General features: G+C 37.5%; 17 protein-coding genes. 13 read left to right on the top strand and 4 right to left on the bottom strand.

Features of this window, described 5'->3' with window-relative positions; all coding sequences use genetic code 11:
- Nucleotides 1-24 precede the first annotated feature (24 nt).
- The 9 genes from L1283_RS18735 (at nt 25) to L1283_RS18695 (ending at nt 9,533) form a co-directional block, all read left to right on the top strand.
- On the top strand, nt 25-678 hold the full coding sequence (locus L1283_RS18735; protein ID WP_088163340.1) for a phosphatidylserine decarboxylase family protein: 654 nt from the start codon (nt 25-27) through the stop codon (nt 676-678).
- Nucleotides 679-741: 63 nt separating this feature from the next.
- Entirely contained in the window at nt 742-1,779 is a 1,038-nt protein-coding gene (locus L1283_RS18730; protein WP_145330944.1) for a sensor histidine kinase, read from the top strand.
- A gap of 90 nt (nt 1,780-1,869) precedes the next feature.
- On the top strand, nt 1,870-2,517 hold the full coding sequence (locus L1283_RS18725) for a DUF47 domain-containing protein (protein WP_046671637.1): 648 nt from the start codon (nt 1,870-1,872) through the stop codon (nt 2,515-2,517).
- 36 nt (nt 2,518-2,553) lie between these two features.
- Complete coding sequence (locus L1283_RS18720; protein WP_046671636.1) at nt 2,554-3,564, top strand: inorganic phosphate transporter; 1,011 nt, start codon at nt 2,554-2,556, stop codon at nt 3,562-3,564.
- Nucleotides 3,565-3,804: 240 nt separating this feature from the next.
- Complete coding sequence (locus L1283_RS18715; protein ID WP_145330964.1) at nt 3,805-5,178, top strand: OmpA family protein; 1,374 nt, start codon at nt 3,805-3,807, stop codon at nt 5,176-5,178.
- Between the two features lie 179 nt (nt 5,179-5,357).
- Nucleotides 5,358-6,770 carry a tetratricopeptide repeat protein gene (locus L1283_RS18710; RefSeq protein WP_145330942.1) on the top strand — a complete coding sequence of 471 codons (1,413 nt, stop codon included), beginning with the start codon at nt 5,358-5,360 and terminating at the stop codon, nt 6,768-6,770.
- Between the two features lie 95 nt (nt 6,771-6,865).
- Complete coding sequence (locus L1283_RS18705) at nt 6,866-7,612, top strand: shikimate dehydrogenase family protein (protein WP_145330940.1); 747 nt, start codon at nt 6,866-6,868, stop codon at nt 7,610-7,612.
- 44 nt (nt 7,613-7,656) lie between these two features.
- Nucleotides 7,657-8,298 carry an MBL fold metallo-hydrolase gene (locus tag L1283_RS18700; protein WP_145330938.1) on the top strand — a complete coding sequence of 214 codons (642 nt, stop codon included), beginning with the start codon at nt 7,657-7,659 and terminating at the stop codon, nt 8,296-8,298.
- A 5-nt stretch (nt 8,299-8,303) separates the two neighbouring features.
- The gene (locus tag L1283_RS18695; protein WP_145330936.1) at nt 8,304-9,533 is read left to right on the top strand and encodes an FtsX-like permease family protein; all 1,230 of its coding nucleotides are present in this window, start codon (nt 8,304-8,306) and stop codon (nt 9,531-9,533) included.
- On the opposite strand, the gene L1283_RS18690 is transcribed toward L1283_RS18695, so the two are convergent.
- Nucleotides 9,530-10,177, bottom strand: a complete 648-nt coding sequence (locus L1283_RS18690) for a carboxypeptidase regulatory-like domain-containing protein (RefSeq protein ID WP_145330934.1) — start codon at nt 10,175-10,177, stop codon at nt 9,530-9,532. The genes L1283_RS18695 and L1283_RS18690 overlap by 4 nt on opposite strands.
- 58 nt (nt 10,178-10,235) lie before the next feature.
- A complete protein-coding gene (locus tag L1283_RS18685) occupies nt 10,236-10,511 on the bottom strand; it encodes a NifU family protein (RefSeq protein ID WP_075990344.1) in 276 nt (91 codons plus the stop codon).
- A 242-nt stretch (nt 10,512-10,753) separates the two neighbouring features.
- Here L1283_RS18685 and L1283_RS18680 point away from each other — a divergent pair, with 242 nt between their 5' ends.
- The 3 genes from L1283_RS18680 to coaBC are packed head-to-tail and all read left to right on the top strand — an operon-like array spanning nt 10,754 to nt 13,203.
- Entirely contained in the window at nt 10,754-11,683 is a 930-nt protein-coding gene (locus tag L1283_RS18680; protein WP_075990345.1) for an outer membrane protein assembly factor BamD, read from the top strand.
- Nucleotides 11,667-11,996 carry a DNA-directed RNA polymerase subunit omega gene (locus L1283_RS18675; protein ID WP_075990346.1) on the top strand — a complete coding sequence of 110 codons (330 nt, stop codon included), beginning with the start codon at nt 11,667-11,669 and terminating at the stop codon, nt 11,994-11,996. Before L1283_RS18680 ends, L1283_RS18675 begins: the two co-directional genes overlap by 17 nt.
- 10 nt (nt 11,997-12,006) lie before the next feature.
- On the top strand, nt 12,007-13,203 hold the full coding sequence (gene coaBC / locus L1283_RS18670) for a bifunctional phosphopantothenoylcysteine decarboxylase/phosphopantothenate--cysteine ligase CoaBC (RefSeq protein WP_075990347.1): 1,197 nt from the start codon (nt 12,007-12,009) through the stop codon (nt 13,201-13,203).
- 46 nt (nt 13,204-13,249) lie between these two features.
- Here the strand turns inward: coaBC and L1283_RS18665 are convergent, their stop codons facing one another.
- Complete coding sequence (locus L1283_RS18665) at nt 13,250-14,617, bottom strand: methyltransferase RsmF C-terminal domain-like protein (protein ID WP_075990348.1); 1,368 nt, start codon at nt 14,615-14,617, stop codon at nt 13,250-13,252.
- Nucleotides 14,618-14,705: 88 nt separating this feature from the next.
- Here L1283_RS18665 and L1283_RS18660 point away from each other — a divergent pair, with 88 nt between their 5' ends.
- A complete protein-coding gene (locus L1283_RS18660; RefSeq protein WP_075990349.1) occupies nt 14,706-15,092 on the top strand; it encodes an SRPBCC family protein in 387 nt (128 codons plus the stop codon).
- Nucleotides 15,093-15,161: 69 nt separating this feature from the next.
- Here the strand turns inward: L1283_RS18660 and L1283_RS18655 are convergent, their stop codons facing one another.
- Nucleotides 15,162-15,881 (bottom strand): hypothetical protein, encoded by a 720-nt coding sequence (locus L1283_RS18655; RefSeq protein WP_429626375.1) that lies wholly within the window; start codon nt 15,879-15,881, stop codon nt 15,162-15,164.
- Between the last annotated feature and the right edge of the window lie 566 nt (nt 15,882-16,447).

The raw sequence follows: 16,447 nt of genomic DNA, 5'->3' as shown, positions 1-16,447 counted from the left end.
TTATCTTTGCAGAAATAAATAGATATGAAATTTCATAAAGAAGGATATACCACATTAGCGATCGCTGTACTTTTTATCTTCATCATCAATGCCGTTGCGGATTATTATGACGCTCCGCAATACACTAAATGGTTTATTTATGCGCTCTCAGCATTCCTATTCATTACAGTTGTTCAGTTTTTCAGAAGTCCCAAAAAAGTGGTTAACCCGCAGGATGGCGTGATTCTCTGTCCAGCCGATGGAAAAGTTGTTGTTATCGAAGAAACTGAGGAAAATGAGTATTTCCATGATAAGCGGATACAGGTGTCGATATTTATGTCTCCTGTCAATGTGCATGTCAACAGAAACCCAATCAGTGGTTTAGTCACGTTCTTTAAATACCATCCGGGCAAATTTCTAGTGGCTTGGCACCCCAAATCATCTACCGATAACGAAAGAACAACAGTCGTTGTCAAAGATAAGGCTGGACGGGAAGTTCTTTTCCGCCAGATTGCAGGAGCATTAGCACGCCGCATTGTATGGTATGTAAAAGAAAAAGACGAAGTCGTGCAAGGCAATGAGTTTGGTTTTATCAAATTCGGCTCCCGCGTCGATTTGTTTCTTCCTTTAGGGACTGAAATCAATGTTAACATTGGTGATAAGGTTACTGGAGCAAAAACGATTATCGGAAAATTTTAACAATTTATTAATATCATTATAAGTAACTTAGGCTCCAAATCAGGGGCCTTTTTTATTCTGCAAATGAATTTTAGACAATTACTATTGGCAAACTCCGCAACTGTCGGTATTGCAATATCCACGATCAGCTTTTATTATAAACATGACCTACAGACAGCGTTGATCATTTTCTTTGTTGCTGTGGTAACGAGCTTCCTCCTATTTAACTATCTATTTGAAAAATACATATATCGTAGACTCAATACGATGTATAAATTAATTCATAACCTTAAACTCGGCAAGGATCTTAAGGATGCTATCGGAGAACATGTCAGTGAGGATCCAATTACGGATGCTGAAAACGAAGTCAAAGCATGGGCAAAAGATAAAAAAAACGAGATAGAGCAGTTAAAATCACAAGAAAAATTCCGTAGAGAATTTTTATCCAACATTTCTCATGAATTCAAAACGCCATTATTTGCTACCCAAGGTTACATTGAAACCCTGCAAGATGGCCTTATGGAAGAAGATATGGAAATGGCCAAGAACTTCTTAGATAAGGCTGCCCGGAATCTGGACAGGCTAAATTACCTGATTCAGGATCTTGATGAGATATCCAAACTGGAATCTGGAAAAATGGTCCTGAATATAGAGAAATTCGATATCGTTGATCTTATTAAAGACACCACCTACTCTCTTGAGGACAAAGCTAAACAGCACAATATCAAAATAGAATTCAAGCCAAAAGTGGGCACACCACATTGGGTTAAAGCAGATCGCAATAAAATCCACCAGGTATTATACAATTTGATTGACAATTCCCTGAAATATGGAAAAGAGGGCGGAACAACGAAAATTAAGATCTTTCCGCTGTTTGAACAGGTTCTTATCGAGATTACAGACGACGGTTATGGCATCGAAGAAAAAAATCTCAGCCGTGTATTCGAGCGCTTTTTCCGAACTGATAAGAGTCGATCACGCGATATCGGAGGATCAGGATTAGGATTGGCTATCGTAAAGCATATTGTCGAAGCACATCAGCAAAACGTCAATGTCCGTAGTACAGAAGGCATTGGGACAACATTTGGCTTTACTTTACAAAAAGTTCAGTCAGGAAATTAAACAATTGATGACACTTTTGTGTTTAAACAAAATCAATGTTAACATTAACTTAACATTAAGGTATTATTTTTGCAAAAATAAATTTAAGATATGTCTTTAAATAGCATTTTTCAATACTTCGTTCCAAAGGATAAAAAATTCTTCCCTTTGTTTGAACAAGCCGGCAACAACTTGATCGAGATGTCAAAGTTGTTAAAAGATATTGTTAACTCAAGCAACCCTGAAAAGAAAAAGGAATTAACACGCAAAGTGGAAGATTTGGAACATAGAGGCGACAACATTACGCATCAAATTCATTTGGAGCTGGGAAAGAACTTTATCACTCCTTTTGACCGCGAAGATATACACTCTTTGGCAAGTTCATTGGACGATGTCGCAGATTTTATACACGGTGCTGCCAATAGAATGGACCTTTACAAGGTTGAAAAGGCCACTGAGCCAATGATTGAAATTGCTGACTTACTTGTTGAAGCTACCGAACATGTATCAAAAGCTATTCATGAGCTTAGAGATTTGAAAAATATCCGGAATATTACGGATTCATGTGTTCGCATCAATAGCGTAGAAAACAAAGCCGATTATATCTTCGATAAAGCTGTAGCTGACCTTTTTGAATTTGAAAAAGATGCAATTTCATTAATTAAACACAAAGAAGTGTTATCTGCAATGGAAGATGCAACCGATAAATGTGAGGATGTTGCTAACGTATTAGAAAGCATTCTAGTTAAAAACGCATAATCATTCGATTTAAGTGCACAAAAATTCTACGAGATTATGATGTCAACATTACTCGTTGTTGTGATTGTCCTTGCGATTGCCTTTGACTACATCAATGGATTCCATGATGCCGCCAATTCTATTGCGACAGTTGTATCAACAAAAGTTTTAACGCCAGCAATGGCCGTTTTATGGGCTGCGATATTCAACTTTGCAGCTTACTTCTACTTTACAGATCATAAAGTAGCCAATACCATTGCAAAAACAGTATTGGAAGAATACATTACCTTAGAAGTTATTTTTGCGGGGTTACTTGCAGCAATCGGTTGGAACTTATTTACATGGTACTATGGTGTGCCATCCAGTTCGTCCCATACGCTTATTGGAGGTTTTGCAGGATCGGGGATGGCTTACGCGTTCATACTTGGCGCAGATCCTATCCACGCTATCAATATTGATGCAACCTTAAAGATTATTGCATTTATCGTACTGGCCCCTATTATAGGTATGACGATATCGGTTATCATCACACTGATTGTGATTAACCTGGCAAAAAACTCCCGTCCAAGTGTTGCCGAAAAATGGTTCAAGATATTGCAACTTGTTTCTTCTGCCGCCTTGAGCTTTGCACATGGAGGTAATGATGCACAGAAAGTCATGGGAATTATCCTTGTCGCGATGGTTGCTGGTGGCTATGTCCCAACGACTGAACACATGCCTGAATGGATTCCATTAACTTGTTACGCAGCAATCGCTGCCGGAACAATGAGCGGTGGGTGGAAAATTGTTAAAACGATGGGAACCAAGATTACAAAAGTAACACCCTTGGAAGGTGTTTGTGCTGAATCTGCAGGAGCTGTCACCTTGGGTATCACAGAACATTTTGGCATACCAGCCTCAACAACGCATACCATTACAGGTGCAATCATCGGTGTCGGTGTTGTCAAACGTGTTTCCGCAGTGCGTTGGGGGGTAACAATCAGCTTGTTATGGGCTTGGATATTAACCATTCCAGTTTCAGCTTTGTTGGGTGCGTTGTCTTTATTGGTCGTACATTATTTGCTTTAGAAAAAAAATACTTAATTTTTTTCTTAAACCTATTGAAACAAAACAAAAATTTGGTACTTTCGTAGCGGATTTTTGTTTTGTTGTTTCACATTAAATACTTAATTTAGTACAAAATATAGCAAAAACAAAATTTTAACATAACTTTAAGACTTTGGCACGGCAATTGTACTGTTCCATGTGTTAATACAATAATTAAATTTGAAAACAATTAAAATTAATAATAACCTTAAAAACAAGAGTATGAACTATTCTACAATTAAAAAAACAGCAGTTGCTGCTACATTAGTTGCCGCTTTAGGTTTCGCTGGTACAGCACAAGCTCAACAAGTATTCGGTGGTAGATCACAATACAGAACTTGGTCTATCGGAGTTCAAGGTGGTATCACCACACCTAACAACGTGATCGGTGGATCTAACGCTTTTGGTCAAAAAGTAGGTTACTTTCAAAATAAAGTAGGTGAATACTATGGTTTAACAGTGCGTAAACAATTCTCTCACTTATTTGGTTTAGAAGTTGAAGCAAACCGTGGTAAGATCAAAACGTACAACCATGATCTTTCTGGTCCAGCTATTGAGAACAAATTGGGTGCTCGTTCAGTAGAAACTAGTGTAAACTGGGCTGCTAGCTTGAACGGTGTATTCCAATTGGGTACAATCGATTTCTTGAGAAGAGAAAATGCGGTTAACTTCTACGCTAAAGTAGGTTTGGGAGCTATGGCTTACAACCCTGTTCAATACGCAAACAATGATTTCTCTGGAACAGTTGTTTATAACAACAAAGGTAAATGGGGTGAAGATATCGTTGGTGACCGTGAAAACAAAGGTGATCGCGATAACAAATTAACTGCTTTCGTTCCTGTAGGTGTTGGTGCAAAATTCAAATTATCTGAAGTTGTTGCATTGAACTTAGGGTATACAATGAACTTTACTGATGATCAAATCTACGGTCCAGCTCGTCAAGCTTCTTACAAAGGTAAATTCTCTTCAGTTATGGCTGGTTTAGAATTCACTTTAGGTTCGAAAGACAAACAAAACTTGACTTTTGCTAACCCAGTTGCGACATTGTACGATGAGTTGAAAGATCCTTCATTGAGAAACGAAGTTGAAGCATTGAAACAACGTGTAAGCACATTAGAAGGTACAGTTAACACATTAAGCGCTGACGCTGATGGTGACGGTGTATCTGATAAATTTGACAAATGTCCTGGTACTCCAGCTGGTACTCCAGTAGATGGTTCAGGATGTCCAATCAAATTCCCAGAGCCAGTTGTTAACAACGTTACTTCTAACGGTTACTACGCTCCAATTCAATTCGAATTTGATAGCTCAGTATTGAAAACTTCATCTTACTCTACATTAGACAAATTGGCTAAGGAGTTACGTGATAACAACTCTGCTGTACAATTAGATGGTTATGCATCTGCTGAAGGTTCTGAAGCTTATAACTTAACTTTATCTAAAGACCGTGCTAACTCTGTAAAACAATATTTAGTAAACGCTGGTGTTTCTTCATCAAGCATCACAGCTAAAGGTTACGGAGAGAAAAACCCAGTTGCATCAAATGCTACTGAAGAAGGTCGCGCTCAAAACCGTCGTGTTGAGATCAAAAAATAATCGTATATAACTTATACATTATAATAAGAGCCGGCTTTAAAGCCGGCTTTTTTATTTTACCCGTATTATCCTTAACTTTGTGGAGGATATCCGATTTGTGGAAAATTAGTTCGAACAAATTAGATAAGAAATTAGTATTTTGAATTAAGGAACAGAATACTGGTTTTAAACTTTTGAGAATGGAAGAGGATTTTGAATTTGAAAACCCCGAGGAAAGAAAAATCTCGGTGGACAGATATGAGGAAATGCTTCGAAACGAGGATCAGTATTTTTTTGACTCCAAAGCTTTTGAAGGAATTATTGATTACTACGCTGAAAAAAATGACCCTGTTAAGGCCTTACAGGTTACCGAATTTGCGATCAGCCAACATCCTTTTGATATTACGTTTTTATTGAAACAGGCACAACTGTTTTCAACGATTCAACAATATCAGAATGCACTTGCAGCACTAGATAAAGCGGAATTATTGGAAGCTTCAGAAGGAGACATTTTCTTGATCCGCGGTGGCATATTAGGCAGTATCGGCCAATTTGATAATGCTTTGGAACAGCTCTTCAAAGCACTTCCGCTATTAGATAATAAAGATGAGGTGTATTTCCATATTGCGATGATCTTTCAAGCGCAAATGAACTATGACAAGGCAATAATTTATCTAAAGAAAGCACTTGAGCTCAACATGGATTACCAAGAAGCACTCTATGAATTGGCCTACTGTTATGATGTATTGGATAGACAAGAGGAAAGTATCTCCTTTTATAAAAAATACATTGATTCAGATCCATACTCCTACTATGCTTGGTACAATTTGGGAAATTCTTACCATAAAATCAGTCGGTTTGAGGAAGCTTTAGACGCATACGACTATGCTATATTAATTAAGGAAGACTTTTCTTCCGCTTATTTCAATAAGGGAAATGCTCTAGTCAATCTTGATCGCTATCAGGAAGCATTGGATGTTTACAAACAAACATTTGAATATGAACAACCAAGTGCTGATACCTATTGTGCGATAGGCGAATGTTATGAAAAACTTGAGCAGATGGAAGAAGCTCGCAATTATTATAAAAAGGCCGTCAAATTAGACGGGGAGCTTGCTGATGCCTGGTTCGGTATTGGGGTTACCTTAGATTTCGAAGAACGCTATTTTGAATCACTGCATTTTTATAAAAAAGCATTGGAACTGGAGGATACAAACCCCGATTACTGGTTTGCGATTGCCGACGCCCGGTACAAACTACAACAAATAGATCTTGCAGAAGAAGCCTATAAAAAGGTAGTCGCTTTAAACCCAACAGACATCGATGCCTGGCTCGATTATTCCTCAATTCTATTTGAACAAAGTAAAATTGAAGAAGCTATTAATGTGATATCTGATGCCATCACACAAAATCCAAATGCAGCAGAACTGTACTATCGTGTAGTTGCTTATCTATTTGCCAATGGACAATACAATGAAGCGCTCAACTTTTTAGAGCTTGGCTTAGCGACTGATCCCGATAAGCATCATATTCTTTTTGATTACCTTCCACAGCTGCAGGGGAATCAGATCATTACTGAAATTGTAAAAAAATATACCAAGCCGAAAGATTAACATACAATAGGCGCCACATCCGGTCGTTGCCACGCAACGACCGGATACTAAAATGAAGATATATTCCTATCCCCAACGTACTTTTCGCAATTCAAATGAAAAAATTAGGCTTAATAGGATACCCATTAGGGCATTCTTTTTCAAAAAAATATTATTTAGAAAAATTTAAACAAGAACATATTACCGATGTGGATTACGATTTATATCCACTTGCTCAAATAGCCGATTTTACAACAATTGCTTCCAATAAAGATTTCTATGGTGTCAATGTGACCATTCCTTATAAGATAGCGGTTATGGATTACTTGGACGAGCTCTCAGAAGAAGCTCGTGCAATACAAGCTGTAAACTGCATTCGAATCAGCCATACATCAGATGGCGCAACACATCTAAAAGGTTACAATACTGATGCCTACGGTTTTGAGGCATCGCTAAGGCCGCTACTGAATCCCTTGGTGGATAAAAAGGCTTTGATTTTAGGTAATGGAGGCGCTGCAAAGGCTGTCATTTATGCCCTGAATCAACTTGGAATAATGCATACTTTAGTAAGCAGAACCAAACAGGCAGACCAGCTCACTTATAATGACCTTAATGCCGCTATCCTAGCTGACCATACAGTGATTATCAACTGTTCACCGGTTGGTACATTCCCCAATACGGCAGAATATCCAAAAATTCCTTACGAATTCTTAACCGAGAACCACCTCTGTTATGATCTCATTTACAATCCAGAGGAAACAGCATTTCTTCGAAAAAGCAAAGAAAAAGGCGCCAGAATCAAAAACGGATATGAAATGCTGGTTCTACAAGCAGAAAAAAACTGGGAAATCTGGAATAGTTGAGCTATCAATAGTAAGAGATCAATAAAAACTGTAATTTTACCACTATGTTTACGATAAAAACATTCACTTTCAATCCATATCAGGAAAATACTTACCTACTCTATAACGAGTCAGGAAATGCCATTATCATTGACCCTGGGATGTATGGCGAGCAAGAACAGCAAGAACTATTGGCTTTCATTGCAAACAATAACCTCAAGCCGACATTCCTATTAAATACACATTGCCATATTGACCATGTTTTAGGGAATAGTTTTGTCCATGAAAAATTTGGCTTGCTCCCACAGTTCCACGAAGGTGAAGTACCAATTTTAGTAGCGGTACAGAATTACGCTCCTCAAATGGGCATCCGATATGACATCTCACCAATTGGAGAAACATTTCTAAATGAGGATGATCCCATTTATTTAGATAATGATGAGCTAAAGGTCATTCTTGCACCTGGACATTCCCCTGCACATATCTGTTTTTATTCAGCTAATCAAAAATTCTTGATCGGGGGAGATGTCCTATTTCGCAATAGCATTGGCCGTACTGATCTTCCTGGGGGAAATCACCAGCAGCTTTTAGATAGCATAAAAACAAAACTTTATACCCTGCCCGACGACACGATCGTCTATCCGGGGCATGGACCATCGACAACGATTGGCTTTGAAAAAAATTCTAATCCATTTATCCGAGGATAAAAGTTATGAATCTACCATTTCTATTTGCAAAAAGATATCTGTTTTCTAAGAAATCAGTTAACGCCATTAATATCATCTCTTCTATTAGTGTAATTGGCGTAATGGTAAGTAGTGCTGCTTTAATCATATTGTTATCTTCATTCAATGGAATGGAACAGCTGATACTATCTATGTACAGTAAGTTTGCTCCTGAACTGAAAATTGAACCCCAAAAAGGAAAACTTTTTGACAGTAAACAGGCTGTCTTCAGTGAATTACGAAAAGATTCCAATGTGGTTCATTACACGGAGGTTCTACAAGAGAAAGTATTACTGCAATATTCAAATAGACAATTTATTGCAAATATGAAAGGCGTCGAACCTCAATCGCTAAGTAAAAAGGCCGGAGACAGTATTCTCGTAGATGGTCAGTACAAACTTACCCATGATTCTACTAACCTCGCAATTATAGGGGCAAGTGTACAGGCAAATCTGGCAATTCCTATGCAGAACTCTGTGGAACAAATTCAAGTGTATTCTCCGAGAAAGGGAGTAAAGAATTCTTCCAATCCTGCAGAAGAATTCAACATCCGATCCATAGCTCCCGGAGGGGTATTGCGCTATCAGCAAGATTTTGACAATTTGATTATTACGCCAATTTCATTTGCTAAAGAGGTTCTCGGAGAATATGAGCGCGTTTCATCGATCGAGTTTTACCTAAAAGATGGTGTGGATGTTAATTCATTTGGGCAAGCATTACAAAAGAAAATAGGACCGGATTACATTGTAAAGAATAGGGAAAAACAAAACCCTACCTTATATAAAAATGTACGTGTTGAACGCTGGGTTGTCTTCTTTATACTGACCTTGATCAGTGTGATTGCAATCTTTAATATTGTAGGTTCCTTAACCATGCTTGTACTAGACAAACAAAAGGATATGACAATACTAAAAGGTCTCGGTGGGTCAAATGATCTAATTCAACGTATCTTCTTTTATGAAGGCCTTATGATCGCCATTATTGGCTGTGTATTAGGTCTATTGATAGGAGGCATATTCAACTATATCCAGTCAGCTTATGGAATCATTCGTGTAGAGGATGGAGCAAATACAATTATTGACAGCTACCCTATGGTAAGTAAGTGGAGTGACTATATTTTAGTCTTCATGACAGTCATTAGTATCTCTGGTCTAGTTTCCTATTTCTCGGCAAAGCTAAGTGTCAGAGAATTAAATAAATTAAAGGCGACCGATTAATAACTTGAGCTTTTTCGGCTCTGACTACCTTTTGTAATCTGTTGGATTAAACTGCCCCATGCAAAAGGATTTAACAATGGATTAGCATAACGTTGGTTGATGACTTTATTATTCATCGTATTAAAGCTCTGCGCATTGTTAATTGAACGCATTTCATTTCCGTCACGTGGTATTACAGCTGCCATTGCCGCTAATGACTCATAAGACAAGGACCTCCTTACTCTCACGATGTTATCTTCAGAAACGTCCAGATTCATAAATGCAATGTTAAACTCTTCGATGCTTGCCCATGGATAGGGTGTTACCATCGGGAGTTCCGTAACTAGATTTTGCATAATGATATTTGCGGTATATTTATCTCCAGGAACTTCTGGAATAGTGACAACTAAAGGATCAAAACCGACGGAAGTAAAACGAATTGTATCGCCTACATGTGCTACAAAAGAGAAATAGCCCTCGTTATTTGCCGCAAATGCTTCATTCCTGAAAGATAAATTAGTGACGGTCGCATAACCTACAGGAAGTCCAGACCCAACTGTTGTTACGACACCGGAGTACTGAACAATCTTCCTTTCCTGAGCATGTAAAGCAGAGGAACAAAAAGATAAGAATACAGCAAATAATATAGAAACCAGCAACTTCATGGAACAAATTTAAACAAAAGTAGCCGAACTAGCCGTTAAATTGTGTTAAGTAGAAAAACTAATTAACAGGGGGTAAAGTTGCTTCTGGGGAATCGGGATCTGTTAAATTAATAGCCTCCACTGCTGTAATTTCAGGAACAGCTTTCTTAATCGCCTGCTCCAAACCAGCTTTAAAGGTCATAATGCTCATTGAACATGAAGCACATGCTCCCAATAATTTTAAACGCACGACATTATCCGCTGTAATCTCTTCAACACTCACATTTCCGCCATCAGTCTCCAAATATGGTCTCAAGGTATCTAATGCTTGCTCAACTTTTTCTTTTAAAGTCATACTCTTAATGCTATTCAATGATTGTAATATGTAAAGATAATCAAATATTTTAAAATGTGTATTTCTAGGCCTCGCTACCAATGGAAAAACAACAAGTATATGACAATATATCTTCTTCATAGCTCTAATCGAGTTAAAGAATGTTAATAAGAAATGTTGTTTTTGCGATCAAATAATTATTAAACTATATTGCGCAGTAAAATTTAATTGATTAGTATAACAAATTCACTTATCTTTGTAAAATGTTTTTAAATAGGCGTATAGCGGCTATCTGTGCCGGCATGATGTTTCTATTGGTATTTACTGGTTGTAAAAGTAAATTTGAGAAATTGCGCGCAAGCAATAACATCGCTCAAAAGTACGAAGAGGCCGTAAAACTTTATGAGAAAAAGAAATATACAAAGGCGTTAGTTTTGTTTGATGACTTGCGGACCAAATTCCGTGGACAAGCTGAAGCAGAAAATATTTACTATTATTTGGCATTTGCCAATTACCGGCTGAAAGATTATACATCGGCAGCATTTCACTTTAAAGATTTTGCGGATGTTTATCCAAATAGTGCGAGAGCAGAAGAATGTAGATTTATGCATGCCTATTGCTATTACTTGGATTCTCCGAGATCAACGTTAGATCAAGCGAATACAAAAAAAGCAATTGATGCATTACAGCTCTTTGTCAATCTCTATCCCGAATCAGAACGGTCCAAAGAAGCCGCAGATCTTATTCAGAAATTAAGAGATAAGCTCGAGCTTAAAGCATTTGCTAATGCAAGACTATATTATGACATGGGGCTTACGGATGATTACAGGGCAGCTGTAATCGCATTACAGAATGTATTAAAAGAATACCCTGATACAAAATACGCGGAAGAGATTGAGTTTTTAACATTAAAAGCACAATACATCTATGCGTCCAAAAGTTTCTTCCTGAAACAAGAAAGTAGATTTGATGATGCCTTAGACTATTATCGTAGCTTCGCAAGTAATTTTCCGAATAGCAAACATATGAAAGAGGCAGAATCCCTTCGTGAAAATTCTGAAAAAGGGATTAAAACCGCCCTCTCTCAAGTGAAGGATTATAATAAAGCCGTTGCAGAGCAGGAAGTATATATCAAAGAACAAAAGGCGAAAAAAGAAAAAGAAAATACCCAAAAAGATGAGTCAAAAAAATAACAATTCAATTCCAAACTCTACAGTTACACGTGACTTGAGACAATTGGACAAAGGCACAGACAATCTCTATGAATCTATTGTAGTTATTTCTAAACGCGCGAACCAAATTGCAGTAGACATTAAAGAAGAATTGAACGGAAAACTTGCGGAATTTGCAAGTAACAACGATAACTTGGAAGAGGTATTCGAAAACCGTGAGCAAATTGAGATTTCAAAACATTACGAGCGTATGCCAAAGCCTACTTTGGTTGCTATTGATGAATTTTTACACGATAAAGTGTACTACAGAAATCCTTCAAAAGAGCAGGACTAATCCTTAAACAATGGCTTTAGCTGGGAAAAATATTGTAATTGCTGTATGCGGCAGTATTGCCGCATACAAGATTGCATCCCTCATCCGCCTTTTAGTAAAAGCAGATGCCCGAGTTAACGTAGTCATGTCAAAAGAAGCGACAGCCTTTATTACTCCGCTTACGCTTTCCACTCTTTCCAAAAATCCTGTTTTAATTGATTATTATCAGCCGAATACCGGGGAATGGAATAATCATGTCGAAATTGCCTTAAATGCGGATTACATTTTAGTCGCTCCCGCAACGGCAAATACACTGGCCAAAATGGCCAATGGATTTTGTGACAACCTCCTAACTGCCGTGTATCTATCCGCGAAATGTCCGGTGCTATTCGCTCCAGCAATGGATTTAGATATGTGGAAACACCCGTCCACACAATCCAATATCAATAAGCTTGGTTCTTATGGCAATATCCTAATTCCTCCAGGAAAAGGGGAATTGGCTAGTGGCCTAGTGGGGGAGGGACGTTTGGCGGAACCAGAAGAAATACTGGATTTCTTAGTTAAATTTTCGGAGACAGGACTACCCTTAGCAGGAAAGAAAGCGTTAGTATCTGCAGGTCCTACTTATGAAGCTATAGACCCAGTCCGATTCATTGGCAATCATTCAAGTGGAAAAATGGGCTATGCTATCGCCACACAACTTGAAGAACTTGGCGCAGACGTAACGCTAGTATCAGGCCCCAGCGCACTTAAACTACCCAAAGGTGTCAATACCATTTCAGTAACCTCGGCAGCTGAGATGTTACATGCCTGTGAAGAACATTTTGAAGCCGCAGATATTGTTGTGATGAGTGCTGCTGTGGCAGACTACACACCAGTTGAAGTTGCTAGCCAAAAAATAAAAAAGAAAGAAAACGAATTATCCATTGAGCTGAAAAAAACGGTAGATATTCTGGCAACTTTAGGGGCTAAAAAGAAAGAAAACCAATTACTCGTTGGGTTTGCATTGGAAACCAATAATGAGCTCGAAAATGCGAAAGACAAATTGATTCGAAAAAACCTGGATTTTATCGTGCTCAATTCCATGCAGGATAAAGGAGCCGGCTTCGCAACAGATACCAATAAAGTTACTATAATCGATCGGTCTGGAAATACCCGTGAGTTTAGCCTAAAATCAAAAGAAGAAGTTGCTAAAGATATCTGTTCAATTATCGTGAGCCTTTCCTAAGCACAACTTTTATAAACACATTCTCTGTGTTCAATGCCGCTATATTTTACAAATTTACAATCCTCAATTCCTTTGGATAATAGTTATTGATTCGGTTGGTCAATACCTTCATCCAGCCCAAAGGTTTACCTTCAAAACTTGCTATTGTCCATCCTTGAAGACTTTCGCCAATCGTATCCACAGTTATATTTTCCTTTCTAAGGTAATTACGTGCATCTTCAAGCGACAATTCTACCGATTGAAAGTCTTTGGTCAAATGATTACTCAAGGCCAGTGCATGGCTTGGTATTAGCTCCTTTCTATTAAGCTTGCCGACATTGGTTCCCGCATTCTTAAGATAAAGCACATTTTGTAGATACTTTAGATCATCCTCATACATTTTTGGGAAAACATATACATCCTCATGATGAAGGAAAGTATGAAAACTAGTACTATCCGAAATCCAGCTATCTAAAATTCCTTTGGGTACATCTGATTTCTCCGGTTTAATTCGCTTTCTATTGAATGTTTCTTGTTCACCAACCTTCTTAAGGACAGCAATAAAAAAGCCCTCTCCACCTAATTTATGCGGGTAAAATCGATAACCGTGTGCACGATGCTTATTAGAATTTGTATGATCAATTCCCCAATGCTCTTCAATAGCTATTTCAACAGATACAAAATCGCCGCTATCCAATAGCCAATCGACAATATCTTCATTCTCTTCTGGTGAATAAGAACAGGTTGAATAAAACAAATATCCGCCCTTATTTAAAGCACTCAAGCTTTCAACCAAAATCCGTTGTTGTCTTTCGCTACAAAGCTTAACATTAGCTTCGGACCATTCATCGATGGCATCGGCATCTTTTCTAAACATTCCAGATCCAGAACATGGCGCATCAACAACCATCAAATCGAAGTATCCAGGAAGACGATTAAACGCTGCAGGATCATTATTTGTAGTTACTGTGTTTGCATTTCCCCATTTCATTAAGTTATCTTGCAGGATTGTAACCCTAGTTTTAATAATTTCATTTGCAACCAAGAGTGATTCCGGATGTAAACTACTGTTTAATAAGGTAGACTTTCCTCCTGGTGCGGCGCATAAATCCAACGCCCGAATACTCCCTTCGTGTAACTTCAAACTTCGAATGATATGATCGATGAACATGGACGAAGCATCTTGCGGATAATATGCTCCAGCATGAAATAATGGATCTAATGTAAACACTGGACGATCCTGAAGATAATAAGCCACATTACACCAGGGAACTTGTCCTGCATTAGGAAACGGACAATCTTCTAATTTATTAGGGTTTAGGCGTATTGCTGTCGCCCGAATACCTTCCTCATGTATCTTAATAAATGCATCAGTATCAAATAACGGATTCACCCCTAACTTTTTCACTAAAGAATTTGGCAGAAAATTACTCATGTTGTCCCAATAGTTTGCGATAAAATTAAGATAAATAAAAATGAAGTCAAAATAACTGGTAAATTACAAGAAAGAGTAACTTTGTACCATGAAAGAATTCAAGAAATATGCTATTATTCCTGCAACTCCAGAGGAGTTGTATCTTGCATTAACGACCGAAATTACCGCTCGTCTTTGGACAGGGGACCTTGTGTCTATAGACCCTACTGTCAATGGGGAATTCTCTTTGTGGGATGGTGCTATAACTGGCCGATTCTTGGAACTGGAACCATCGACAAAAATTGTACAAGAATGGTATTTCGGTGAAACAGACAGCCCTTCTATTGTTACATTAAAGTTGCATGAACATAAAAAAGGGACTTCCTTGGAAATTAGGCAAACGAATATCCCTGATGAAGACTTTGATAATATTTCGGATGGATGGGAAGATCCTTATATCTCTTCGTTGATTGACTTTTATACAGAAGAAGATTAAAGTCTATTATCTCAGAATTCCTTTTTGATGATATATTAGCTTATTGGCGTCATAAATGACGCCAATAAGCTAATATATCATACGTTCCGAAACGATGCCGCCACCATTTTCTTTAGATAACCTAGCTTCATTATACTTTTTTATATAATTTAAAAACAACTCGTAACTATATTTTCGTTCAAGCTGAAATTGCTTTAATATGGTTGGTTCATCTTCTATTAACGCTGATAGCGCTTTAGCCCTTTGTTTTACATCTTGCCCCAAAATATCTTTTACAACATCATTCAATTCAATTATCTCTCCAGAAGAACACTTAAGAGCACACCAATATTTCCTTGTCGTGAAACCGAGAATAGGTCCAGAGGTTCCACCTCCCACCGCCAAGCCAGAGCTTTTAAAATAATAGACCATTATTTCACCATCCTGAATTAATTCAGCAAATCTTAATTCCTCTGATTTTTCTTTATTAATCCGAAAAATCTGAGGTTTTGTATTTTTAACTTTTTCTAGCCCTGTTTCGATGTAAGAAGGTGCGAAAATTTTGCTTTTACTATTTTGATAAACACGAAAAACTTGGTCTGGAAAAAAATCCATCTGCGTATCTCCATCACGCCATGACAATTTACTATCCGTAACTGAAGAAATTTTCCCATATAAGCTATCTCCATTCATGAAAACAATATAATCTGTATTATTAGATTTCTTTTGAGCACAAAGTGTTTCGGAAAATATAAGTAGAGCAATAACTGCCATCATTTGGCCCAACATTAATAATTTAGCTTTTTTCATTATATAAGTTAATATCCACAAATATACAATTCATTCCAATAATTCACTTTACCACCTGCAAAACATTAAAAAAATTAAATATTTAACTTAAATATCTATACGTAGCGTATTATAATTGTCTCATTGCTCATGTTTTGGACATCCCGAGGCATAGGGAATATTAAGTAAAAAATTATAAATATTTAAGTTAAAATTCCATATAAAATGTTCTAAACTTGGACTTCTCTATTACTAGTTTTATAACCTCATTCCTGCTCGGCAAAACGAACAGTATCGGTTTGCGAATTTGATAAACCCAATAATAGCCTCACTAAGAAGATCATACGTATGCATTTTGTTTATATAAAGCCATACCAGTAATTCTACATCAAGTAAGCAGAATGAGTTACAATAGGCTTAATTCGATTGTTCAAGTTTTAGCACTAGAAAATTATCATACAGAAAACTCAAGCTTAGTGCTGCTATAACCGATAGGCGGAGGATATGCAATAGCCTGTACATGGAAATACGGAAGTACTTAAACGAAAGAAGCCCTTGACTGTTTCCAGCAAGGGCTTCCGTGTAAA

It is taken from the genome of Sphingobacterium sp. HSC-15S19 (assembly GCF_050433745.1).
GTDB lineage: Bacteria > Bacteroidota > Bacteroidia > Sphingobacteriales > Sphingobacteriaceae > Sphingobacterium > Sphingobacterium siyangense.
Note: the sequence above shows the minus strand (reverse complement) of the source record. Positions and strands in the feature narration are given on the sequence as shown.